Below are 25752 nucleotides of genomic sequence, written 5' to 3' on the forward strand. Positions count from 1 at the left end.
AAAGGTAATATATCCTTTTTCTAAAATAACAATTTACAGCCAATTCTATGTTACGGAAAGGATAAGATTACTTGTAACGTTTTGAGTTATTGCGAAAATTAAGCCAAAAAATTGATTACTTTTGAAATTATAATATTTTGAATGAAAAATTTACCTCTATATCAAACTTATTTGATTAATCTAGATCGTGCAACTAAACGGTTAAAATTAATGGAGAATGAGTTCAATAAATGTGAAATTTCTTATGAAAGAATTTCTGCTGTAGATGCCAAAACACTTGATTCTTCTACTTATAAAATAAAGAATAAATATGATCGTGATTTAGTTCCAGGAGAAATTGGTTGTTATTTGAGTCATGTTAAAACTTTAGAAACCTTTTTAGCTTCAGAAAATGAGTTTGCAGTTATTATAGAAGATGATGCAATCTTAGCAGAAGATTTTAAATCTGCGGTTGAACATACACTTTCTATATATGATAAACTTTCAAAAAAAGAGAAATGGGATGTTTTAAAATTATTTAACGGAAAAAGAAAGCATATAAAAGTTGCAGATGTTGATGATAAATATATTATTGCAGCTTGCGGAACAAGTATACCAATTACAACAATTGCAGCTATTTGGACAAAAGAAGCAGCAAAGAAATTTTTGAATAAAATAAAAACTCCACTTCCTACTATTCAACGTCCTATTGATTGTGAGCTACAACATGCTTGGGAATTTAATTTAAGAATTTATAATCTTCTTCCTTCTATTGTAAAATCAGCTCCTGTAGAAACTCAAATTCAAATTAATGATAACTTGAGAAAGTCTAAACTTGCAAGACAAATTCAATATGAATTGAACAGATTATTTCCGAAATATTTCTATTATATCAATCATCATGGTTTCAAAAAATTCTATGATAGTTTTATTGCAAAGAAAAATAAGCGAATATCTTAATTAACAATTTAAAATTATTTTAAAACTCTTTATTACAACAAATTAACACAAACAATAAACAGTTATAAACATTGTTAATTTCGTATAAAAACAAAAAAAAGCAGCTTCAACATTTTGAAACTGCTTTTTTAAAATTATAATAATTCAATACTTTCTTCTTTCAATTTTTCTTTTACTTTCTGATCCCAAATACTTGCTTGTACTTCTCCAATATGTTTCGATTTTAGCATAAACATGCACATACGAGATTGTCCAATTCCTCCTCCTATAGATTCTGTTAATTGATCTTCTAATAACATAGAATGGAAAAGTAAGTTTTTACGATCTGTATAATCTCTTAATTCTAATTGTTTTAGCAACGCTTTTTTATCCACACGAATTCCCATAGACGACAACTCAAATGCTGATTCTAAAACAGGATTCCAAACCAAGATATCTCCGTTCAAACCTTTATAACCTGCTCCATTTTCTGTACTCCAATCATCATAATCGGCAGCACGAGAATCATGAAATTCACCATTACTCAACTCTCCACCAATTCCGTATACGAAAACAGCTCCGAATTCTTTACAAATTGCATTCTCTCTTTCTTTAGGCGAAAATGTAGGATATTTTTGTAACAAATCTTCTGAAGAAATAAATGTAATATCTTGTGGTAAAATAGCTTTTAATTGAGGATATTTGGCTTCGACGTTTAATTCTGTTTGTCTAATAACTTCATAAATAGATTTCACCGTTTCGAAAAGATAATCTAATTTACGATCTTGTGGTAAAATTACTTTTTCCCAATCCCACTGATCCACATAAATAGAATGAATAGGCGAATAATCTTCGTCTGGACGCAAAGCACGCATATCTGTAATAATCCCTTCTCCAGGTTCTATTTCTAACTCTTTCAAACGAACTCGCTTCCATTTTGCTAAAGAATGTACAACAACAGCATTTTTATCATTCAAAGATTTAATCGGGAATTGTACTGGTCTTTCGATACTATTTAAGTCATCGTTAATTCCAGTTCCGTCTAAAACAACTAATGGTCCCGATACAGGAATAACATTTAATTCTTTCTGTAATCTTTTAGAGAATTCTTCTTTTACAAAAGATATTGCTTGTTCTCTAAGTAATAATGCTCTGCTCATTCTTTTAATCTTTAATGATTTTCTATAATTAATTTCTGATGTAAAAGTAGAATAAGTAAAATATTAAAGTTTTATATTTACTTAAATTGATTTAAAACTATTTAAATTAAAACTAAAAACATAACTTATAATTAAAGATTTAAACTTATATAACATTTAAAGTTTAAAATTTAAATAAAAAAATCTGTCAACTCTTACGAATTGACAGATTAGATATTGTTTATTTATAATATGATTATCCTTTATAAGAACAAGCAATTTTATCTACACGACCTTGGTGACGACCACCTTCAAATTCTGTAGCTAAAAAAGTATTCACAATTTCTTCTGCATATTCATATGCAATAAATCGTGCAGGCAAAGTCAGTACATTTGCATTGTTGTGTTGTCTAGATAAACGAGCGATATCTGTCATCCAGCATAAAGCAGCACGAATTCCTTGGTGTTTATTCGCAGTCATTGTTACGCCTTGTGCGCTTCCACAAATCAAGATTCCGAAATCTGCTTTTCCATCTTCTACAGCTTGTGCAGTTGGATGTGCAAAATCAGGGTAATCAACACTTGTTGTTGAGAACGTACCAAAATCCTCAACTTCAAATCCTTGACTTGTTAAAAAGGGTACTAATTTCTCCTTATATTCGAACCCAGCATGGTCCGCTCCGATTGCAATTTTCATTTAATTAACAGGTGTTTTTGTTGTTTTTGTTTAAATAATTGTAAATCAAATGTTAAGTAAAAGTAACAAGTTGTTAAAAGATGATTGAATAAAACTAATAACTTTTTGGATCTAAAATTTGGAAATCTGAATACAAATTTCAATTAGAAATAAATCAATACAAGTCAAGTAAAAGTTTTCATTTTGGCACAAAAGATTTTCACACCGTTATGAATAGTTTTCACAAAACTTCTTTTTAACAAAAGTTGTTTATCAACTAAAATGATAAATTGTTGATAGAATATCTAACTCTTTCATTACAAAACAAAATTACAAATAATAGCTTGTTAATTGCTATTAAATAAAATTTATCATAGTTTAGTTATCCACATATTAACAGTGCTAATAATAATAACATTTTTTTCTTTTTTTAAAATTTAAAAATCTATTAATCTATTCTAATTATTATGAATTGTTAATAGTTGAAAATTGTGTTCATTCATTTTAAGCTAGAAAATGAAACTTTGTTTACTTTTGTGTAGTTCAAAATTTCAAACAAACTATGAAAACAATCAACGACTTCAATTTCGAAAATAAAAAAGCATTGATTCGTGTAGACTTCAATGTTCCACAAGACGAAAATCTAAATGTTACTGATGACACTCGAATTAGAGCTGCTAAACCAACAATTGATAAAATATTAAAAGATGGTGGTTCGGTTGTCTTAATGAGTCATTTGGGACGTCCTAAAGGAGAATTCAATGATAAATATTCATTAAAACATATTGCATCAAAAGTTTCTGAAATTCTTGGCGTTGATGTAATCGTTGCAAATGATGTAATTGGTGATGACGCGAAACAAAAAGTAAATAATCTAAAACCAGGCCAAGTTTTATTATTAGAAAATGTTCGTTTTCACAAAGAAGAAGAAGCTGGTGATAAGAACTTTGCAAAAGAATTGGCTCAATTTGGAGATATTTATGTGAATGATGCTTTCGGAACAGCGCACCGCGCTCATGCTTCTACGGCAATTATCGCAGAATTTTTCCCAGAAAACAAATGTTTCGGATTGTTAATGGAACAAGAATTAACAGCTATTAACAAAGTGTTAGCAGATGGTGAAAAGCCTGTAACAGCAGTACTTGGAGGTGCAAAAGTATCATCTAAAATTACTATTATCAACAATATTTTACCAGTTATTGATAACTTGATTATTGGTGGTGGAATGACTTACACATTTGTTAAAGCAAATGGTGGAAAAATTGGAAATTCATTAGTTGAAGACGATAAATTAGATTTAGCAAAAGAAATTTTAGCTGAATGTGAAAAACACAATGTAAAAGTTTATTTACCAGTTGATAATGTAATCGCAGATAATTTTAGTAATGATGCAAATACACAAACAGTTCCTTCTAATCAAATTCCTGATGGATGGATGGGAATGGATGTTGGTGTAGAATCATCAAAAGTTTTTGGCGATGTAATCAACAATTCGAAAACAATTCTTTGGAATGGTCCTTTAGGTGTTTTTGAAATGCCAAATTTTGCTAAAGGAACTATTGCTTTAGGCGATGCAATTGCAGAAGCTACTGCAAACGGCGCTTTCTCACTTGTTGGTGGTGGAGATTCTGTTGCATTCGTAAAACAATTTGGTTACGATAACAAAGTTAGCTACGTTTCTACAGGAGGTGGCGCAATGTTAGAATCTTTAGAAGGTAAAGAATTACCAGGAGTTGCAGCTATTTTAAATTAAGAAATACAATTATCAAATAGAAAAGCCGAGCATTTGCTCGGCTTTTTTTATGCATGATTGAAATTATTCTGAATTCGGTTTTAGAATAATATCTTATCTAAAGATTCTTCGAAAAACTTAGAATCAAAAAGAAATAATTGTTAATAGTAATCAACTGTTAATTAGTAAATTAACTTCTTTTCAACTGAGTTATAAAAAGAATGTTTATAGTTTAGATTTTTATTCAAAATGTTAATAGTAAACGATTATTAATTAATGAATTAAAAAGTTATGAATAGACTTTATTAAAATTTGTGAATAACGATTGTTTTCTATTACAATAAGCTTATTTTATCTAAAATTGTTAATTATAAAACATTGGTAATTAATAAATTAAAAAGTAATTAAGATAGTTTATAAAAAATTGTTGAAATAGAAATTTCCCTACAATTAGCCATCTTATTCATAGAAAAGATGCTTACATTCGTAATGATTTAATAATCAATCTATGAATGAATTTAACCAACGACTAAACGAAGTAGAAAATCATTTGCAGCACAATGATCTTGATTTAGGTTATCGAAGACTTATTGATTGTGTGTTGGATTTGGGTGAAAAATCTTTTTACAAAGAGATTATTTCGTATTCAGATCTTTATTACAATGAAAATTCTACGAAAGAAAATAAGACAACACAAGCTTTACAACTTGTAGAAAAGTTGAAAAAAGCTTCTCCTCCATCCTTTCAAGAAGAAGAAACATTGATATCAACTAACAATGTTGAAAAAGCTTATCATCGTCGAAACTTTAAGCTTTATCCTATAACTTTTGATTTAAAATCGCGCGAAGTTGTTGGTTTGGTTGGAGAGAATGGAAATGGGAAAACAACTTTATTACGTTTGATTTGTGGTGAATTGAAACCAACTTCTGGTGAAATAAATTATCACTTTTCCCATGCCAAACCTTTTAGTTTCGAGTTGAAAACGAAATTGGTTTATGTTCCACAACGAATAGAAGTTTTATATGGTTCGTTAATGGAAAATCTGCAATTTACATTGACTTGTTACAATATTTACAGCGAAGAAAATTGGTTATTGGCACATGTAATGTTGGCACGTTTGGGACTTTGGCCATACAAGGATTTGCAATGGCGACAATTATCTTCTGGATATAAAATGAGATTCGAATTAGCACGAACATTATTGCGTCGTCCAAAAGTATTGTTGTTAGATGAACCTTTGGCAAACTTGGATATTTTGGCTCAACAAATTATTCTCGAAGATTTGAAATTTTTATCACAATCTATTCGAAATCCTTTTGGTGTTATTTTGAGTTCTCAACAATTGTACGAAGTTGAAAAAGTATCGACAGAAGTTCTCTTTTTAGAACAAGGAAAGCTTAAAATACAGGGAGATGCAAATGAGTTAGAAGGCGATTTTACGATTGTTGAAATCGATGTTGAAAATACAAAAGAAGAGTTATTAACAGCTTTATCCAATATCGAAATTAAACAAATAAAATTCAATGGAGGATCGTATATCGCTTATTTTGATAACGAAATTTCGATGAATATTATTCTTTCCGAAATAGGAAAATCATCGTTGCAAATAAAATACATTCGTGATATTTCGAAATCAAGTCGTCGCTTTTTTGTCAATTAAAACCAACTAACTATGTTCAAAAAAATAAATCAAACTTTAATTACAAAATATCCACTGATTTGGAATCTGAAATTTATTTGGATTTTGTTGGCGGTTTTAATGTTTAATTTTGTTGCTTTTGTCAACGGATTTTTATTTTTTAATAAAAAATCTCAATTGCAAGAAAACGAACTTTATGAAGTATTTTTTAATTCTGGAATTGGTATTTATTATCTATTGTTAGGAATTATTATCGTCGTAATTTGGCTTTATTTCTATGTAAAAAATAATCGTTTCAAATCTAATTATCCAACTTCAAGGAATTATTTATTCAAAGAGTTTTTAGCTGTTTTCTTCCTTATATTTTTGATGTTTTATGTTCCAAATTCGTTCAAAACTGGTTTGAAATTACGTGTTTCAAATTATATGTCTGAAAAAAAATATCTAAAAGATATTGACATTATTAACAGAGCGGAAGGTTTCACGTTACAATCAAATTTTGGATATAACAATATTTCTAGAAATTTAACTGTTCCTGCTTTTGATTCGTTGGTTTCGGAAAAAGAAACAAGAGAATTATATCAAGTAAATAAGAGAAAATTTTTAAAGAAAAATCCGAAAAATAGCTATGATTCATTTTTAGATCCCTATTTCAGAAATTCTGAATTTGAAACGTTATTACAACAACATTTTCCTCAAAGAAAAAGTTATAATAAAATTCTTTTTAATCAAACTTATCAACCTCTAAAAAAGAATAATCCATCTACGTCTTCATTTCAAGAAGGAATGATTTATTCTACTGAAACAGCTGTAGATTCGGCTTATGCAATAGGTATAATAAGTACTGAAAATGCTTCAGGAAAACCAGATATTTATTACAATTTAGCGAGTTTGTATAATTATAGCTCACTTGCATTTGAAAATCCGAAAGATTCTACATTAAATCATCAATTTTATGATGAACAATGGATTGCTTTATTACAAAAAAATGATCGAAAAGCAATTGAAAATTTATTAGACCAATACACAGGTTTATTAAAGAAAAATGAAATTGGATATAAGTTTGAGCATAAAAAATGGATCGACTACCTTCCGAGTTATCCATACTATTTTATTGATTATAAATTGAACAGTTCGGAGTCAGTGATTTATGAAACGGATGGCGTTGAAAAAAAACCTAAGGTTCAAGATTATATTAATCAAAGTAGTTTAAATAAGGTTTATGAGAATATTGAATTTGCGAAATATAATTCAACGTGGTTAGAAAATATTCAATATTATTTGTTAGCGGCATTAATTGTTACTGTTATTATCATCACATTCAGATTTAGCTCATTCAAAGTTTGGTTAATTTCATTAATTGGAGCAGGAATTTTGGGGATTTTAGGAAGCGTTTTTGGTATTTCTATTGAATCAAGTTTTGGATATAAACAATTCACGCCTTATATTATTTTATTAGTTTTCTACATTACATTCATCTTGATTACAATTCTTGGATTAAGAACAAAAAAGTATAAAATATTAACAGGTGTTAATTTGAATTGGTTTGTTGCAACTAATATTTATATAGGAATTGTGATGTTGAGTTTTTATACAGATTTGCGCGCAGAAATGTTGTATGATCCAAATGTAGAATTAGAAGATTATGGTTTGAGACAAACAAATAAAGAATTGTTGATGTTGCAACAGTTTGCAGAAATTTTTCTTTTCATCAATCCAATTTTATATTTATTGAGTTTTTATTTCATTATCAATCTTTATAAAAGATGGCAAGCAATGCCAGAAGAATAGATAAAAAAGTATTGAATTACAGTTTACTTGTATCAAAATTTTAAAACGTATTTTTTAAATAGTAAATATAAGTAAATCGTAAACAAATATTTAATTATTCCGATTAATATAAACAGTTTATAAATTACGAAATTCATTTGTAAATAGTAGTTTACAAAGATTTCGTATGTTATTTTTGCCTTAACAAAGTTTAACAATATTGTATGAAAGTTTTAATTTCTAAATGAATTGTATTTGTTAATTTTAGAGGAAATTTGAATCAATAATTATAAACATTAATTTCAACGAAATTTTGGATATACAACAACTAAACCAACAAATAGAAGCAAAAAGCGAAAGCATTGCAAGGTTGACATCAGAAATCAATAAAACAATTATTGGACAAGAAAAAATGATAGAAAGTCTACTAATCGGATTACTTGGAAATGGACACGTTTTATTAGAAGGTGTTCCTGGATTAGCGAAAACTTTAGCAATCAAAACATTGTCCGAAGCTGTAGATGGTTCGTTTTCTCGTATTCAATTTACACCAGATTTATTGCCTGCTGATGTTGTTGGAACATTAATTTATAATGTAAAAGAAAATGACTTTAGAATAAAAAAAGGTCCAATTTTCTCTAACTTCGTTTTGGCTGATGAGATTAACCGTTCTCCAGCAAAAGTACAATCTGCCTTGTTAGAAGCAATGCAAGAACGTCAAGTAACAATTGGAGACGAAACATATCCATTACCAAAGCCTTTCTTAGTTTTGGCAACACAAAATCCGGTAGAACAAGAAGGAACTTATCCTTTACCAGAAGCACAAGTTGACCGTTTTATGATTAAAACTGTGATTACTTATCCAGAATTTGAAGCAGAACGTTTGATCTTGAGAAATTCAATCAATCAATCGTTTCCAAAAATTGAGAAAGTAATTTCTATTCAAGAATTGTTGGATGCTCGCGAAATGGTGAAACAAGTTTATATGGACGAAAAAATTGAAAAATATATTTTAGATATTATTTTCGCAACTCGTTTTCCAGAAAAAGTTGGATTAGAAAAATTAGTTCCAATGATTTCGTTTGGTTCTTCGCCTCGTGGATCTATCAATTTGGCTCAAGCTTCTAAAGTATATGCATTTCTACGCAAACGCGCTTATGTTATTCCAGATGATGTACGTGCAATGGCAAAAGATGTATTGCGCCATCGTATCGGAATTAGCTACGAAGCAGAAGCAGAAAATGTTTCGCCAGAAGAAATTATAGACAATATTCTAAATGTTGTTCCAGTTCCTTAAACTATTATTTAAAATCATTTAAATTTTGGATGCAAAAGAAATCATCAAACGTGTAAAACGTATTGAACTAAAAAGCAAGCGCAAAGCAAGCAACCTTTTTATGGGTGAATATCAAAGTTCATTCAAAGGAAGAGGTATGATTTTTAGTGAAATTCGTCCTTATCAATATGGTGATGATGTTCGTAATATCGATTGGAATAAAACCGCAAGATACAGCGAACCTTATGTAAAAGTTTTTGAAGAAGAACGCGAATTAACAATGTTTTTGTTGGTTGATGTTTCCAATTCTGAAAACTTTGGAACTCGAAAACAAATAAAAATGGAAACAATTGCAGAATTGAGCGCAACATTGGCTTTTTCGGCAATTACATATAACGATAAAGTTGGTTTGATTTTATATTCAGATCAAGTCGAAAAATTTATTCCACCAAAAAAAGGAAAACAACATGTTTTGCGATTAGTAAGAGAAATTGTTTCGTACGAACCAAAAAGTAAAAAAACTGATTTAGCCGTAACTTTAGAAACATTTATGAATTTAGTTCGTCGAAAATCAAATGTTTTTATTTTATCTGATTTTATTGATTCCTCAGATTACGAAAAAGCATTGCGAATTGTAGCTAAAAAACATGACGTAACCGCGATTAGAGTATATGACGAAAAAGAGCAATCTTTTCCTGATATTGGTTTAGTTCATGTGCAAGATAATGAAACAGGAGAAATTCGTTTGATTGATACTTCATCAAAAAAATTGCGTGAACAATATGCAAGATATTACCATGATTTGGATCAACGTTATCAATCTATTTTCAAGAAAAATCATTCAGGTGCAATAAGTATTCGTACCGATGAAGATTATGTTCGTCCATTATTAAATTACTTTAAAAGTCATAAAGCCTAATGAAGAATTTATTGCTTTTAGGAAGTTTTTTTATCCTTCAATTTTCTTTTGCACAACAAATAGTACCAAAAGTAGATCATACAACAATAAAAATTGGTGAACCAATAAAATATGAAATAAAAGTTGATTATAAAGAAGGAGATAAAGTAGTATTTCCTACAATTGCAGATTCTTTAAACTATCATATTGATGTTTTAGATCAGAAACTTGATACTGTAAAAACAGATGGTAAATCGGAAATTGTACAACATTTGGAATTGACAGGATATGATGCAGGAAAATTTAATATTCCATCATTTATCATTCAAAAAAATGGAAAAGATTTAACAACAAAACAACTTGAAATAGAAATTCAAGATATAGCAGTTGATACAACAAAAAATGTAATTTTTCCGATAAAACCTGTAATGGAAGAACAATATTCGATGAGCGATTATTGGAACAAGTATTGGTTGTACGGAATTATTGCGTTGATTTTATTTATCATCGGTATTGTTTTAGTTATTTTATATGTTCGTGCAAAATCTAAACTTTCTTCAGTAGAAAGTTATAAAACTCCTTATGATGAAGCAAAAGCAAGTTTAAAAGCTTTGGATGCAAAAAAATATTTGAAGCGAGGAGAACAAAAAGAATATTATACACAGTTATCTTTTATAATCAGACGATATTTAGGAAGAGTCTATCATTTTTCTGCTTTAGAACTTTTGTCCGAAGATTTAGTGAAATATATTGGCACAAAACAAGATATTTTGCCAGATGATATAGAAAAGTTTAAACAATTTTTGTTTGATGCTGATTTGGTAAAATTTGCAAAACAAAAATTTGATGATTCTACAACTAATTTACATCGTAATTGGATGGAAGAATTTGTGGAACGAGTAAAACCTCTGGAAATTCCTGAAAACGAAGATTTGAAAAAAGATACGGTAACAGGAGAAAAATATAAACAGTTTAATAATAATTAGGAATGCTAAATTTTGAGTTTCAAAATCCTTGGATATTACTATTATTACTTGTTCTACCTTTCTTTATTTTTAGAGAAATTCGTAAAACAAGTCAAAAAAAAGCATCCTTAAAGTTACCATCTCTTAAAGCATTTGGTGGAGCAAAAAGTTCATTAGCGACATACAAACCTCTTTTATTTTTATTAAGAATAATTGCGATGTCTTTATGTATTATCGCTTTGGCTCGTCCACGTTATGTAGATGTTACAACTAAAGTAAAATCGGATGAAGGTGTTGATATCATGTTAACAGTAGATACTTCATTAAGTATGTTAGCACGCGATTTAAAACCAGATCGTTTAACAGCACTAAAAGATGTTGCAAAAGATTTTTCTCTTGGAAGAAAAACCGATCGAGTTGGTTTGGTCGAATATTCCGGAGAAGCTTTAACAAGAGTTCCATTGACTACAGATCGAGATGTGTTAACACAAGAAATAGAAATGTTGCATTCTGGTAGCTTGGAAGATGGAACAGCAATTGGAGTTGGTTTGGCAACAGCAGTAAATCATCTTAAAAATAGTAAAGCAAAATCTAAAGTTGCTATTTTAATAACAGACGGAGTTGAAAGTGTAAATCCTTCTGGAGATTTAATGTATATTTCGCCAAGACAAGCTGCTGATATTGCAAAAGAAAAAGGAATAAAAGTTTATACAATAGGAATAGGATCAAACGGAATGGCGCCTATGCCAGTTGGTTACGATATGTTAGGAGATTATGTTTTTGAAATGCGTCCTGTACAAATTGATGAAAAATTGTTAACAGAAATAGCTGATAAAACTGGAGGATTATATTTTCGTGCTACGAATAATGAAAGTTTGAAAAAAATCTATAATGAAATAGACAAACTCGAGAAAACAGAAATTAATGAAGTTAAATATTATAATTATACCGAATTATTTGCACGTTTTCTCTTACCTGCTTTTATAATATTAGTATTAGAAGCAATTTTACGAAGAACCGTTTTTAAAGAATTAATCTAATGCAGTGGGGAGAATTACATAATATTTGGTTGATGATTCTATTGTTTATCGTTATATTTTTATCGATAACAGTATTTCAATGGCGCGAACGTGTAAAGAAAACATTTGCAGATAAAGACTTATTTCCATTTGTCTTCCCTATTACATCTTCAAAACGATATGGATTTAAAATCGTTGCTTTTTGTGTGGCTTTATTTTTAATTGTCATTGCATTAATGGATCCACTTTATGGCGAACGTGATGTAAAAGTAAAACGCGAAGGAATTGATATGGTTTTCTTGTTAGATTTATCAAGTTCTATGAATGCACAAGATGTTGCGCCTTCTCGATTAGAAAAAGCAACAAAATTAATCACAGAAACTCTACATCAATTAGGTGGAGATCGTACTTCTTTGATTGCTTTTGCTGCAAATGCTTACACAATATCTCCATTAACAAATGATTATGCTGCAATAGAAAGTTATTTGCAAAATGTTAATACAGAATTAATTTCGAGTCAAGGAACAAATTACTTAAATGCAATTCAGGAAGCTGCAAAAACATTCAAAGGATCGGCGAATGCAAGTAAATTGATTGTGTTAATTTCTGATGGAGAAGACAATGAAAATACAGTTAGTCAAGCTGTAAAAATTGCAAAAGACAATGGAATTCATATTGTAACAGTTGGTGTTGGTACTGATAAAGGAGCTCCAATTCCGATGTATTATAATGGATATGCAGAAGATTATAAGAAAGATCAATCTGGATCCACAGTTATTACAAAACTAGAAGATAAAAATCTTCGAGAATTGGCACAAGATACGAATGGAACATATATTCATTTAAATAATACGCAAGATGCTTTATCGGCTTTATCAATGTACAAAGCAAGATTAGATAAAAACGAAATTGCGAACACAACAACAAGAGATATGAATCATATATTTCAATGGTTTTTAGCGGCAGCGGTTTGTTTACTTTTTGTGGAATTATTAACATCTGAATATAAGATTTTTAACAAAAAGAAATAGTAAGTTTGTATGGTAAGATGATGTACTTTTTTAAACAAATAGGATTTTTAGGAATAATGCTTTTATCGGTTTTTGGTTATAGTCAATCGAAAACGAAAAGCTACATTATTGAAGGAAATGAATATTATCAAAAAGGAAAATTTGATAATGCAGAATATGCTTATAAAAAAGCGACAATGGAAGATCCAACTTCTGTCAAAGCAAATTATAATTTAGGAAATGCTTTATTTCAACAGAAAAGGTATAAAGAAAGTATAACGCACTACAAACGTTCTGCTGAGATTTCCAAAACAAAAAATGATAAACATTTAGCTTATCACAATTTAGGAAATGCTTTTATGCAAGAAAAAGATTATCAAAATGCAGTTGATAATTATAAGAAAGCCTTAAAAAATGATCCAAAAGATGATGCGACTCGCTACAATTATGCATTAGCAAAAAAAATGTTAGAGAAAGAGCAAGAAAAGCAAAAAGATCAAAATAATAAGGATAATAAAGATCAAAAGCAGCAAAATCAAAACGATCAACAAAAGCAAGAACAACAACAAAATAAACAGAATCAAGAAAACCAAAATAACCAAAAGCAAAATCAGAATCAATCTCAAAATCAACAATCTGATCAGCAAAAACAGCAAAATAAAGGAGGAAATCCGAAAGCTGGTGGTGAAAATGGAAATAATAAAGGACAGGGAAATAATTCGTCTCCAGAAATAAAACAAGGAAATAATGGAGATGGAAAAGAACAAGATAATGCCAAGAATAATTTGGGCGATGGTTTACTAAAAGCATTACAAAATCAAGAAGCCAAAACACAACGAAAAATTATTCAGCAAAAAGCAGAAAAACAACGAACAACAACATCTAAGGATTGGTAATGACAACTACAAATGTTTTAAATAGCTTTTTAGTGTTTGCCTTAACGTCTATCACAGCGTTAGCACAACAAATTTCTTTTAAATCTGAAGCGGACAAAACGCAAATCAGTTTAGGAGAAGCATTTAATGTGGGCTTTTTTATCGAATCTAATACAGATAGTTATTCGATTGATCAACCAATGAAATATCCGCCACACAACGGATTGCAAATTGTTGGGGAACAACGTTCGCAAAACGTATCGTATGTTAATGGAAAAGGAGTAATAGAAGAAGGAATTATATTAGCTTTTGTAGCCGAAAAAGAAGGTAAATATCGTATCGGATCTGCTAAAATTGTAATTAATGGAAAAACCTATACTTCAAAACCTGTTGATGTTGTCGTAAAAGGTACAGGATTAGCGCACAATAATTTTCGAAGCAATACTTCACAGCCTGTTTTTTTACAAAGTAAAGTTTCAAAAACAAATCCGTATGTTAATGAACAAGTTGGCTTATCAGTAAAATTATACGTAAAAGATTTATCTTATCTCAATCGTAAACAAAACTTTCGTCAAGGAAATTTAGATGGATTAAGTCCAAAAATTGTAAAAAGTTCGCCAGAAAATATAAAGCAAGAAATTGTAGGAGGAAAACAATATTTTTCAGAAGAAATTGCACGTTATTACGTTTTCCCTCAAAAACCAGGAAAAATAGAAATCGATCCTTTTTCAGTAGATGTAATTTTACCTACAACATATGGTGCAGAACCAGTAGAAGTTCGTAGTAATTCTGTTGTAATTAATGCAAAAGCATTACCAGAAGAAGGTCGTCCAAAAAACTTTAGCGGTGCAGTTGGACAATTTAAAATGAATACTTCGGTTGATAAAAAAGAAGTTAAAACAAATGAAAGTGTAAATTTTGATGTCGAAATTATTGGTACAGGAAATTTCAATACGATTAATTTACCAGAAATAAATACACCGAAAAATTTAGAAAAATTTGCACCTAAAAAACGCGATGCATACAAAACATACGATACAGGGATGAAAGGAAAAATTGCAGAGCAAACAGTTCTTGTTCCTAATAATGGTGGGGAATATACGATTTCGCCTGTAGAATTTAGCTATTTCGATCCTGCCAAAGAAAAGTATGTAACATTGAAATCAGATTCGATTAATTTATCTGTTTCAGGTTCTAAAACTTCTTCTGATTCTGCTTTAGCCGCTCAAAATTCAGATTCTACATTTTCTGATAAAATAGAAGAAATAACAAATGATGTTAAAGAAGGAAAAAGTGGTTGGTTGTGGTTAACTGGCGGCGTTATTGCTTTGAGTGCTGGAAGTTTATTCTTGATGAGAAAGAAAAATAATCCAAAAGAAAAGCAAATAATAGAACCAAAAATAAAACCTCTTAACGAGCAAAGTAATTTTGAAGCTTATCAACCAAAAACAGAAACTCAAAAATTTACTTTAGTTGAAAAACCAATGATAAATTCGAATCAGATTTCTGTAGAATTGGACGAATTGAAGCAAAAAATAAATGCAGATGATGAAAAAGATTTTTATCAATTGCAGGAAAATATTTTGTGTAAAATTGCGATGCTAAAAACCAATACAGATTTAGCTCATTTTTCTGATGAAATAATTGTAAATAAATTAATCGAAAATGGTGTGAGTGAATTAGCTGTTGAGCAATGGAAATTGTTACTGAACAATGCTCGCCAAGCTAAATATGCTTTTGGCGGTTTGCACCAAAATTTAGAAGAAGTTTTTGAAGCAACTCAAAATATTTCTGAAGAATTATTACGAAAGTAAATTCAAGTTTTTTTAGATATTGAAAAGGGACAATCTCAATTTTTTGAGTTGTCCCTTTTTTATTTCTACAATTCATCCTCAAAAAATGACAATTCGGTAATATATAATTTCAAATAAAAAGTGTTTACAAGAACTTTGATTCAACAAACTAAAAAACACTAATCATGAAAATAGTTAATCCAAATAATCAACATTCTATTTTAAGTTGCGCAACATTCAATAACAATGTTTCGAAATATAAAAGAATGAATAGTACACAAGATTGTAAAAATGCAAAAAAATCTTTAGCTTTATTTAATGCTGTAAAGCCAATATACAGAAAAGATTATGAGGAAATGTTGTTGAATAATGAATGTAAAAATGTACAATAATGATTGCTTTAGTTGCTCAGTTTATTCACGAAATAATTTGTTGGCTAATAAATTTAATTGCTTGATATGGATTCTTATAATAAACCATTAATAATTATATTCTCTGTTCTGACTTCACTGATTTTATTTATCTATGTATTAAGTGAAGGTGAATCAATTTTTCCCATTTCTTCTTCGTTTGAATTAGGACTATTTGTCGAACATTCTATAAAGTTTATAGCTTTAGGATTTGTGATTTACAAGTTCACAAAAGGAATTATTGTTTCAGATAAAAAATTAATACTTCGTAATATTTTCATTCTATTTATTGTAAATGTTTTGATTTATAGCGTGATATTTTTTACATCGCCAAATGTATCATTCTATCAATACTTTCATCCAGAAGCACTCAAATATTTTGTTGGATATTTTTCCTTTAGTATCGCTGCATCATTTGTAAATACAAGTGTTTTTAATGAGTATAGAACAGATTTTCCTGAATCGTCAAAACCAGAAAATATTATAGGAAAGTATTTTTTACGTTCTATTTTTTATACAATGGTTTTGTACTACGTTTTTGTAAAATTTGCGAATCTACTTTTACAAAAATATATTTTCTATGATCACACAATCAATTATCTTTTAGTTGCAATTGTCACGGTTTTCTTTTTGTTTATATTCTATATCATCGATCGTAAAAAGAATAAATTAGAACATAAAATAGTTCTCGAATCCACAAAAGCAGAAACAGCAACAGCACAATTCGAAACATTAAAAAATCAATTAGATCCACATTTTTTATTCAATAGTTTGAATGTTTTAACTGGTTTGATAGAAGAAAATCCAGAAAATGCGATAGATTTTACAACATCGCTTTCCAAGATTTATCGTTATGTTTTAGAACAAAAAGACAAAGAAGTTGTATCTATTCAAGAAGAAATAAACTTTGCAAAAACGTATGTTAATCTTTTAAAATTAAGATTTGAGAATAGCATCGATTTCGAAATAGAACCTACAACATTCACAGAAACTGAATTTATTGTTCCACTTTCATTGCAGATTTTATTAGAAAATACAATCAAACATAATATTGTTTCGGAACAAAAACCATTAAAAATTAAGATATATAAAAAAGACAATTTCTTAATTATTGAAAATTCTTTTCAACCAAAAGAAACCATTAAAGATTCGACAGGAATTGGACTGAAAAATATTATTAATCGTTATCAATTAATTTCGAATCGAGAAGTAAACATCAAAAAAAGTGAAGAATTTTTTCGAGTTGAACTTCCTATATTAACACAAAAAAACACAGTTATGAATACACAAAATATTGACGAAGAAAAAGCTTATCAACGTGCGATAGAACGCGCAAAAGAATTGAAAAAATTTTATACACATTTAGGAACTTATCTTGTGATCAGTTTATTCCTTTTTATTCTCAATTTGGTTACAAGCAACGGACATTGGTGGTTTTATTGGCCAGTTTTGGGTTGGGGATTAGCAGTTGGATTGAATGCTGTAAAAGTTTTCGCATATGGTTCTGGCTGGGAAGAAAATAAAGCCAAAGAAATTTTGGAGAAAGAACAAAATAAAAAATGGCAATAAATGAATTTGATCAACCAAATAAAACATACAAATTGGATTAGAATTTTTACTTTTTATGTTTTAATATTATTAGGAACTTTTCTAATTCGTAAATGCTCCAATTTCTTACAATTAATTTTTGGAAATTTAGTCGATTTTCAATTGCCTTGGAATATGAATCATGGCTTGATTATTTTTATAATCAGTTTACTTTTCTATAAATTTTCAAAAGTCAAAAAAGAGGTTTCTATTTTAGGAAATGCGGGATTAAAATCATTAATTTTTCCATTTATATTGATTGTTGGTTATTCAATTTACGGGATTTCTAATGATTATGGAATTAATAAACATTTGTGGGCAGCGATTTTTATTTCTGTAACGTTACTTTATGATATTTTAGAAGAATATACATGGAGAGGATATTTAAATGATTCTTTAGGAAATATTTTTTGGATGATTAAAAGTATTGTAACAGGAATATTTTGGGCAATTTGGCATCTATTAATTTTTAAAGATTTTAATCAATTTGGTGGTTTCGGAATTTTCATGCTATTATGTGTTATTTTTTCCTTTGTATTAACTTTTTCTACCTTACAAACCAAAGCAATTATAGTTCCTGCAACCATTCATGCTTTAATGGCAAAAAATAATCTTGCAACTTTGATAATCTTTATAATTATACTTATTTTATTATTTGTTTGGAATAAGATTTTTACGAAAAAATTAATAGATTGAATTAACTAAAAAAACATGAAAATACTAATTATAGAAGATGAAAAACCTGCGGCACGTTTATTAAAAAGACGAGTTGAGAAATTAGGTTACGAAATTCATGAAATGTTGCATTCAGTTGAAGAAAGTATTTTATGGTTACAAAATAATCCAAATCCTGATTTAATTTTCTTAGATATTCAATTATCAGATGGATTATCGTTTGAGATTTTTAATCAAGTTAATGTTTCATCTGCCATTATTTTTACAACAGCTTATGATGAATATGTCTTGAAAGCTTTCAAATTAAATTCGATCGATTATTTGCTGAAACCTGTTGATGAAGAGGAATTGAAATTTGCAATCGAAAAATTTGAAAAGCGATATCATAATTCTTCTTCAAATTTTAATCTCAATGAATTAAAAAATCTTTTCTCAAAAAATCAAACAGAAAAATTTAAAGAACGCTTTTCAATAAAGATTGGAACATCTATTAAAATCATAGAAACAGAGAATATCGAATGTTTTTTTAGCGAAAACAAAGCGACTTATATTCACACAAAAGAAAACAGAAATTATTTAGTAGATTTTTCATTAGACAAAGTTGAAGAACAAATCAATCCGAAGAAATTTTTTCGAATAAATCGTAGTCAAATTATCCAATTAGATGCTATTAAAGAAATAACAATGTATTCTAATTCAAGATTAAAAATAATTTTAAATACTTATAATGAACAAGATATGATTGTAAGTAGAGAAAAAGTATCAGATTTTAAAAATTGGCTAGAAAACTAAATGGATTTCTCATAAAATATAGAAATTTGTTGCTAAAATCTTCTATTTTTGTAGGATTAATTATCAAAAACATTAATAATAATGAGTAGCATTGCATCTTTTTTTGAGAAGTTCTCTTTCAATCAAATAGGAACAACTTTCGCAGTTCTTTTTGCCGTTATTGATATTTTAGGAAGTATTCCTGTTATTGTCGGAATAAGAAGTAAAGTTGGGCATATACAATCAGAAAAAGCAGCTATTGCAGCAGGAATTTTGATGATTTCTTTTTTATTTTTTGGAACAAAAATTCTAAAATTAGTTGGTGTTGATGTTCAATCTTTTGCAGTAGCAGGAGCGTTTGTGATTTTTATCATCGCTTTGGAAATGATTTTAGGAATTGAAATCCAAAAAGGAGTAGAATCTAACTCTGCATCCATCGTTCCTATTGCGTTTCCTTTAGTTGCAGGAGCAGGCTCTTTGACAACTGTACTTTCACTTCGATCACAATTTGCAGATATTAACATTGTAATTGCCATAATTTTAAATATGTTAATCGTATATTTGGTGCTGAAATTTGCAGGAAGATTAGAAAGATGGTTAGGTCCTGAAGTTTTATCGGTGCTGAAAAAAGTATTTGGTGTAATTTTATTATCAATTGCGATCAAATTATTTACGTCAAATCTTGGAGCATTATTTATGAATGAAATAAAAATTTAAAATTCATTATCAAATGAAAACATATATTTATATCGCGACAATAGTTTTGTTGATAGGATTAGGTTATAACCTTTATATGATGGATTATAAAACTGGTTTTTTAGCGGAAGAAAACTTTCGTAGTGTTTTAGGAATTGGAGCGTCTGTTTGCGGATTAATTTTAGTATCAGTTTACTTTAGTTTTTTCAAATTACAAGCAAATCTTAAAAAATAAACAGTTTTAATATTTATAATAAATGAAAAAGATTAATCCGAGGATTAATCTTTTTTTGTTTGTATAGCTTCGTTTAATTTTTCTAATAAAGTTTTGATAGATTTTTCAATCACTTCATAAGGTTGATGCTTAGAAGAAGTATAAATCATCACCAAATCCACCGAATAGTTTTCAGAGAATTCAATCAACAATTTATTCAATCTATAAGCTTCTTTTGCACGGCGTTTTAGTAAATTACGATCAACTGCGTGTTTAAATTTTTTCTTCGAAACGCTTACTCCTACTCGAATATTATAATCTTCTTTTGGCTTTATTTTATAGACAAATCTAATTGGATGAGAAACAAATGTTTTTCCATCAGAAAATAATTCATCAAATGCTTTTCTGCTTTTAAGTTTCTCATTCTTACCAAAAGTCAATTTCATATTGCTAAATTCTACGTAAATTTGTATTTGCAAAAGTAAGTATTCTAAAAAGTTTTAGAATTATGTAGCTTTGAAAATAATTTATTTTTATTAAAAACAAAAAAAGAACAATATGTATCCAGCAGAAATAGTAATGCCAATGAAGGCACAATTGACATCTAATGGTTTTGAAGATTTAACAACTCCAGAACAAGTAGAAGCTGCAATTAAACAAGAAGGAACAACTTTAGTAATGGTAAATAGTGTTTGTGGTTGTGCTGCAGGTGCTGCAAGACCTGGTGTTGTAATGTCATTGAACAATGAAAAAGTTCCTGCACATTTAGCAACAGTTTTCGCAGGATTTGACAAAGATGCTGTAGCAAAAGCACGCGAATTTTTTGCTCCATTTCCACCAAGTTCTCCAGCAGTTGCTTTATTCAAAGATGGAGAATTAGTACATATGTTAGAACGTCATCACATCGAAGGACATTCTGCAGAAGCTATTGCAGAAAACTTGAAAGCAGCTTACAACGAATTTGCTTAAATTCAAAATTAATAAATTTAAAGCGGAGAGTATTCTCCGCTTTTTTTGTATCTTGTTATAAAATAAAATATTATGAAGAAAATATTTACTTTATTAACAACTACATTTTTTTCTTTTTCCTTTGCTCAGATGGTTTTAAACGTTAAAGTTGACCAAAAAATAGAAAACAAAAATCGTTCAAATTCTGAATTAAATAAAAAATCATCTAAAAGAATTGCAGATAATTCTGCTTTTGGTTTTGAAGAATCTGAAGGATTTAAACTAGGTTCTATTGATGGGCAAAATTTTTGGTATAGTGCTGAAGACAGTGAAGGATATATCTACAACAATCAATTCGTTGTAAACGATGTTAATTATGAAGGATCACAATCTCTAGCACTAGCAATAGATGATCAATATCCAGAACAAATTTATAATAATATAATTACAGCCTCAATTGGAGCTTTTTATAACAAGGAATCATTATCGTCTGATAATATTGAGTTTGTTATGATGCCAATTATGGATAATAAAACGATGTATCAAATTTCAGTTTCAGATTTTGAAAAAAGATTTTATCGTGATCAAATAACTGTATTCTCAGATGATAGAACGATTTATATTTCAGATTTTAATACAAATAATTTTGTATCTTCTGGTGTCAAAATTTCTAACAACACATGGTATAAAGTCAAAATAGAATATAAACCCAATAAGGTTAATTATTATATAGATGGTAAAAATGTTTTTTCTCGTAATTCTTCTGGATTAGAAGATCAAATAGCGAATTATATAGATTTTATGCATTCAAATTCTACTAATTCTACTAAACTGAGAATAGATAATGTTATTTTAGGGAACGGTTCTTTAAATATTAATGATATTGATAAAGAATCTTCGATAAAAATATATCCTAATCCAGTTTCAGATTTTATAAATATAAATAACACATCATCAGAAAAAATAGAATCAATAACAATTGGAGATTTAACAGGAAGAACAGTTAAATATGTTGATAGTAAATCATCAATAATTGATATTCAGTCTTTACCAAATGGAGTTTATCTTTTAAAAATTAAAACAAATAAAGGAATGAAGATTGAAAAAATTATTAAAAAATAAATTTTTGGAGAAATATTTTATAAAATTATATAAGTGGAACATAATGTTCCTCTTTTTTTATGTTCAAAATTCTTATATAAAACTGTTTTATAAATTTTAATTCGATGAAAAGTTTAAATTCCTGAATTAATATCATAACATAAAATATATCATATCAAATATAAAGCTAAGGCTATGAAAGAGAGAAAAATGTACAAAAATTATCTGTAAATTAGCAATTCAAATTTTTTTTAATACATTATTTAATAAACAAATGAGAATAGCAGTCGTAGGCGCTACCGGAATGGTCGGCAGAGTTATGCTCCAAGTTTTGGAAGAAAGAAATTTTCCAATCACTGAAATTATCCCAGTAGCATCAGAAAGATCAATAGGAAAAACTATTGAGTACAAAGGAAAAGAATACAAAATTGTATCAATGCAGGATGCTGTAGAAATGCGACCAGATATCGCAATTTTTTCAGCAGGTGGAGAAACTTCCAAACAGTGGGCGCCTAAGTTTGCAGAAGTTGGAACAACTGTAATTGATAATTCTTCAGCTTGGAGAATGGATCCTAATTGTCCGTTGGTTGTACCAGAAATTAATGCAGATGTTTTAACAACAAATGATAAAATAATTGCAAATCCTAATTGTTCTACAATTCAATTGGTGATGGTTTTAAATCCTTTACACAAAAAATATAGAATAAAACGCGTTGTAGTCTCTACTTATCAATCTGTTACAGGAACAGGAAAAGATGCTGTAGAACAATTGAATGGAGAAATAGAAGGACGCGATGTTGCAAAAGTTTATCCTTATCAAATATTCAAAAATGCATTGCCACATTGTGATGTTTTTGATGAAGAAACAGGATATACAAAAGAAGAATTAAAACTGACTCGTGAACCACGTAAAATTATGCGTGTTGATGAAATGAATATCACCGCAACTGCAGTTCGTGTTCCGGTGCAAGGAGGACATTCGGAATCTGTTAATATCGAATTTGAAAATGATTTTGATTTATCAGAAGTTCGCAAATTATTATCAGAACAAGAAGGAGTTGTTTTACAAGATAATCCAGATACACATACTTATCCTATGGCATTTTATTCAGAAGGTAAAGATGATGTTTTTGTAGGACGTATTCGTCGTGATATGTCTCAAGCAAATACTTTAAATTGTTGGATTGTCGCAGATAATTTAAGAAAAGGAGCAGCAACAAATGCTGTACAAATTGCCGAATACTTGGTGAAAAATAAATTAGTAGAGTAAAATTTTTAATTTAGAATCTCTAAAAAAGAAAAAAATCTGATATAAAATACATTATATCAGATTTTTTTGGAAAAAATAATTTATTTTTGGTTAAGACTAACAATAAATTATATGAAAAATCTATTTACTATTCTTTTTTTTAATTTTATAATTTTTGTCTTTGGACAAACATTAGATCCTCCCAAATTTTCTAAAACAAGTGGTTTTTATAATAAAGAATTCAATTTAGAATTATCACATTCAGATCCTGATGTTAAAATTATTTATACAATTGATTCTTCAGATCCAGATATTCTTAATTTAGAAGGAAAAACTTATCGATATAAAAAACAATATCCAGAATTTGCGGAAGATCTTCCTTTTGAATTTTTTGAAAATACACTAAAATCGAATTTATATTCAAATTCAATTCAAGTATATGATAGATCTAATGAGGAGAATAGAATTTCGAATATATCAACATCATTTCAAAAAAATCAGTACTTCCCAACAGAAAAGATGGACAAAGGTTTTGTAGTAAGAGCTAAGGCTTATAAGGATAATAAGTCTTATTCAGAAACAATTACCAATGTATATTTTATAAACAAAGCATATACCTTACCTGTAGTTAGTATTAGTGTAAACGATGATGCTTTATTTGGTTATGAAAAAGGATTATTTGTAGCAGGTAAAAAATTTGATGATTGGAGATTAACGAATTCTACTGATATAGCTGGATCATGGACTTCAGCTAATTATTGGGAATCTGGTTCTTCATCAGAAGCTCCTGTAAACTTTATTTATTTAGTTGATCAAAAAGAAAAAATTAATCAAACAGTAGGAGTTCGAAATCATGGAAATGGCTCAAGACATTTCAAAAATAGATCATTTCGTATTTATGCGAAATCAGACTATGGTAAGAAGGATTTAAAATATAAATTTTTTAAAGATTATGATATTAATAAATTCAAACGATTAATTTTAAGAAATTCAGGACAAGATACATCTCTTACTTTATTTAGAGATGCTTTTGCTCAGAAATTGAACGAACATTTGAATTTTGATACGCAAAATTATCAACCTGTTGTAAGCTTTATTAACGGAGAATATTATGGGATTTATAATTTAAGAGAAAGATTTGATGAAAAATATTTGGAAGAGATTTATGGAATCAAAGAAAAAGAAATTGATTATATAGAACAAACACATGTTGTTGAAGCTTCAATTGGTGATCTTAATTTTTATAATGAAACACTAAATTTTTTTAAAAATAATGATTTATCAAGTAATGAAAATTATCAAAAAGCTGTAACATACGTAGATGAAATAAATTTTTCAGATTATCATATAGCACAGATTTTTGTAGCAAATTATGATTGGCCATATAATAACAATGAATTTTTTAGAAAAAGAGTTTCTTATTCTCCAAAAGCAGCTTATGGGCAAGACGGAAGATTCAGATGGTTAATGAAAGATTTGGATGTAAGTTTCAACGGGAACCAATATTGGGTACCAAACTCTTATACGCACAATACATTAGAGCAAGCAATATCTTCAAATAATTATTTAGGAGAAAAATATGAAAACCATATTTTGATAGGATTATTAAAAAATGAAAGTTTTAAAAACTATTTCATCAATCGTTTTTCAGACTTATTAAACACAACTTATAAAGAAAATCATGTTATAAACTTGATTAACTTAATGCAAAATAATATTCGTCAAGAAATGCCTAAAAACATTAAACGTTGGAATTTTATAAATTCAATGGATGATTGGGAAGCTAGTGTTGAATTAATGAGAAAATTTGCAAGATTACGTCCAGATTTTCAGAAAAAGCATTTAACGGATTATTTTAATCTTGAAGGAAATTATAAATTAACAACTCAAATAAATAACAAAGAACAAGGTTTTGTAAAAGTTAATACGATAGAAATTAACAATTCAACAATTGGTATTGAAGAAGATTATCAAAATTGGAGCGGAGATTATTTCAAATCTGTTCCAGTAACATTAGAAGCAATTGCATTACCAGGATATAAATTTTCTCATTGGGAAGGTGATTTAGAATCTAATGATCAAAAAATTATAATCAATCCTTCACAAAACTTTTATGTGAAAGCTATTTTTGAAAAAACTTTAGGAATTGGCGACTTAGATAAAGTTGATTTTATGATCTATCCGAATCCAGTACAAGAGATATTAAACGTAGTATCAAGTTCTAAAAGTAAAATTGAATATAAGATATCAAATATTATTGGACAAACTGTTGAACATAACTCAACAAATAATCAACAAATAAATGTTAGCAAACTTAAACAGGGTGTATACATTATCCAGTTAACTCAAGATAATAAAAGGATAACTAAAAAATTTATAAAAAAATAATAG

The 25752-nt window shown here is 28.5% G+C and carries 24 protein-coding genes; 21 read left to right on the forward strand and 3 right to left on the reverse strand.

Annotation, left to right across the window (positions count from 1 at the left end; all coding sequences use genetic code 11):
• The first annotated feature begins 141 nt into the window (after positions 1-141).
• Positions 142-939, forward strand: a complete 798-nt coding sequence (locus ACMHJW_RS10810; RefSeq protein ID WP_413533424.1) for a glycosyltransferase family 25 protein — start codon at positions 142-144, stop codon at positions 937-939.
• 134 nt (positions 940-1073) lie between these two features.
• Here the strand turns inward: ACMHJW_RS10810 and asnA are convergent, their stop codons facing one another.
• Both asnA and rpiB read right to left on the reverse strand, forming a co-directional pair.
• A complete protein-coding gene (gene asnA, locus ACMHJW_RS10815) occupies positions 1074-2078 on the reverse strand; it encodes an aspartate--ammonia ligase (protein ID WP_413533425.1) in 1005 nt (334 codons plus the stop codon).
• 235 nt (positions 2079-2313) lie between these two features.
• Complete coding sequence (rpiB, locus tag ACMHJW_RS10820) at positions 2314-2754, reverse strand: ribose 5-phosphate isomerase B (RefSeq protein WP_413533426.1); 441 nt, start codon at positions 2752-2754, stop codon at positions 2314-2316.
• Between the two features lie 541 nt (positions 2755-3295).
• Between rpiB and ACMHJW_RS10825 the strand changes: the two genes are divergently transcribed.
• From ACMHJW_RS10825 to ACMHJW_RS10900, 16 genes are all read left to right on the forward strand, one after another.
• Complete coding sequence (locus tag ACMHJW_RS10825) at positions 3296-4486, forward strand: phosphoglycerate kinase (RefSeq protein ID WP_413533427.1); 1191 nt, start codon at positions 3296-3298, stop codon at positions 4484-4486.
• Positions 4487-4973: 487 nt separating this feature from the next.
• Positions 4974-6125, forward strand: a complete 1152-nt coding sequence (locus ACMHJW_RS10830; RefSeq protein WP_413533428.1) for an ATP-binding cassette domain-containing protein — start codon at positions 4974-4976, stop codon at positions 6123-6125.
• 12 nt (positions 6126-6137) lie between these two features.
• The gene (locus tag ACMHJW_RS10835; RefSeq protein WP_413533429.1) at positions 6138-7895 is read left to right on the forward strand and encodes a hypothetical protein; all 1758 of its coding nucleotides are present in this window, start codon (positions 6138-6140) and stop codon (positions 7893-7895) included.
• A 274-nt stretch (positions 7896-8169) separates the two neighbouring features.
• Positions 8170-9171, forward strand: a complete 1002-nt coding sequence (locus ACMHJW_RS10840) for an AAA family ATPase (RefSeq protein WP_413533457.1) — start codon at positions 8170-8172, stop codon at positions 9169-9171.
• 25 nt (positions 9172-9196) lie between these two features.
• Positions 9197-10069, forward strand: coding sequence for a DUF58 domain-containing protein (locus ACMHJW_RS10845; RefSeq protein WP_413533430.1), 873 nt, complete (start codon positions 9197-9199; stop codon positions 10067-10069).
• Positions 10069-11034, forward strand: a complete 966-nt coding sequence (locus ACMHJW_RS10850; protein ID WP_413533431.1) for a BatD family protein — start codon at positions 10069-10071, stop codon at positions 11032-11034. The genes ACMHJW_RS10845 and ACMHJW_RS10850 overlap by 1 nt, the downstream gene beginning before the upstream one ends.
• A 2-nt stretch (positions 11035-11036) precedes the next feature.
• On the forward strand, positions 11037-12053 hold the full coding sequence (locus ACMHJW_RS10855) for a vWA domain-containing protein (protein ID WP_413533432.1): 1017 nt from the start codon (positions 11037-11039) through the stop codon (positions 12051-12053).
• The gene (locus ACMHJW_RS10860) at positions 12053-13063 is read left to right on the forward strand and encodes a vWA domain-containing protein (protein WP_413533433.1); all 1011 of its coding nucleotides are present in this window, start codon (positions 12053-12055) and stop codon (positions 13061-13063) included. The genes ACMHJW_RS10855 and ACMHJW_RS10860 overlap by 1 nt, the downstream gene beginning before the upstream one ends.
• Positions 13064-13080: 17 nt before the next feature.
• Positions 13081-13938, forward strand: a complete 858-nt coding sequence (locus ACMHJW_RS10865) for a tetratricopeptide repeat protein (protein ID WP_413533434.1) — start codon at positions 13081-13083, stop codon at positions 13936-13938.
• Positions 13938-15731 carry a BatD family protein gene (locus ACMHJW_RS10870; RefSeq protein WP_413533435.1) on the forward strand — a complete coding sequence of 598 codons (1794 nt, stop codon included), beginning with the start codon at positions 13938-13940 and terminating at the stop codon, positions 15729-15731. The genes ACMHJW_RS10865 and ACMHJW_RS10870 overlap by 1 nt, the downstream gene beginning before the upstream one ends.
• Positions 15732-15895: 164 nt before the next feature.
• Positions 15896-16102 (forward strand): hypothetical protein, encoded by a 207-nt coding sequence (locus tag ACMHJW_RS10875; RefSeq protein WP_413533436.1) that lies wholly within the window; start codon positions 15896-15898, stop codon positions 16100-16102.
• A 66-nt stretch (positions 16103-16168) separates the two neighbouring features.
• Positions 16169-17689: a histidine kinase gene (locus tag ACMHJW_RS10880; RefSeq protein WP_413533437.1), complete on the forward strand. Its 1521-nt coding sequence runs from the start codon at positions 16169-16171 to the stop codon at positions 17687-17689.
• Positions 17690-18403 carry a CPBP family intramembrane glutamic endopeptidase gene (locus ACMHJW_RS10885; RefSeq protein WP_413533438.1) on the forward strand — a complete coding sequence of 238 codons (714 nt, stop codon included), beginning with the start codon at positions 17690-17692 and terminating at the stop codon, positions 18401-18403.
• 15 nt (positions 18404-18418) lie between these two features.
• Positions 18419-19174, forward strand: coding sequence for a LytR/AlgR family response regulator transcription factor (locus ACMHJW_RS10890; RefSeq protein WP_413533439.1), 756 nt, complete (start codon positions 18419-18421; stop codon positions 19172-19174).
• Between the two features lie 81 nt (positions 19175-19255).
• Complete coding sequence (locus ACMHJW_RS10895) at positions 19256-19870, forward strand: MarC family protein (RefSeq protein ID WP_413533440.1); 615 nt, start codon at positions 19256-19258, stop codon at positions 19868-19870.
• Positions 19871-19883: 13 nt separating this feature from the next.
• Positions 19884-20084, forward strand: a complete 201-nt coding sequence (locus ACMHJW_RS10900; protein ID WP_413533441.1) for a hypothetical protein — start codon at positions 19884-19886, stop codon at positions 20082-20084.
• A 44-nt stretch (positions 20085-20128) separates the two neighbouring features.
• On the opposite strand, the gene rnpA is transcribed toward ACMHJW_RS10900, so the two are convergent.
• On the reverse strand, positions 20129-20509 hold the full coding sequence (rnpA, locus tag ACMHJW_RS10905; protein ID WP_413533442.1) for a ribonuclease P protein component: 381 nt from the start codon (positions 20507-20509) through the stop codon (positions 20129-20131).
• Positions 20510-20621: 112 nt separating this feature from the next.
• Here rnpA and ACMHJW_RS10910 point away from each other — a divergent pair, with 112 nt between their 5' ends.
• The 4 genes from ACMHJW_RS10910 (at position 20622) to ACMHJW_RS10925 (ending at position 25749) form a co-directional block, all read left to right on the forward strand.
• The gene (locus ACMHJW_RS10910; protein ID WP_413533443.1) at positions 20622-21032 is read left to right on the forward strand and encodes a BrxA/BrxB family bacilliredoxin; all 411 of its coding nucleotides are present in this window, start codon (positions 20622-20624) and stop codon (positions 21030-21032) included.
• Positions 21033-21104: 72 nt separating this feature from the next.
• Positions 21105-22133: a T9SS type A sorting domain-containing protein gene (locus ACMHJW_RS10915; RefSeq protein ID WP_413533444.1), complete on the forward strand. Its 1029-nt coding sequence runs from the start codon at positions 21105-21107 to the stop codon at positions 22131-22133.
• 253 nt (positions 22134-22386) lie between these two features.
• Complete coding sequence (locus ACMHJW_RS10920; protein ID WP_413533445.1) at positions 22387-23382, forward strand: aspartate-semialdehyde dehydrogenase; 996 nt, start codon at positions 22387-22389, stop codon at positions 23380-23382.
• A gap of 111 nt (positions 23383-23493) precedes the next feature.
• The gene (locus ACMHJW_RS10925; protein WP_413533446.1) at positions 23494-25749 is read left to right on the forward strand and encodes a CotH kinase family protein; all 2256 of its coding nucleotides are present in this window, start codon (positions 23494-23496) and stop codon (positions 25747-25749) included.
• Positions 25750-25752 lie beyond the last annotated feature (3 nt).

Origin of the sequence: Empedobacter brevis, assembly GCF_965118635.1 — a bacterium.
Lineage (GTDB): Bacteria > Bacteroidota > Bacteroidia > Flavobacteriales > Weeksellaceae > Empedobacter > Empedobacter brevis_A.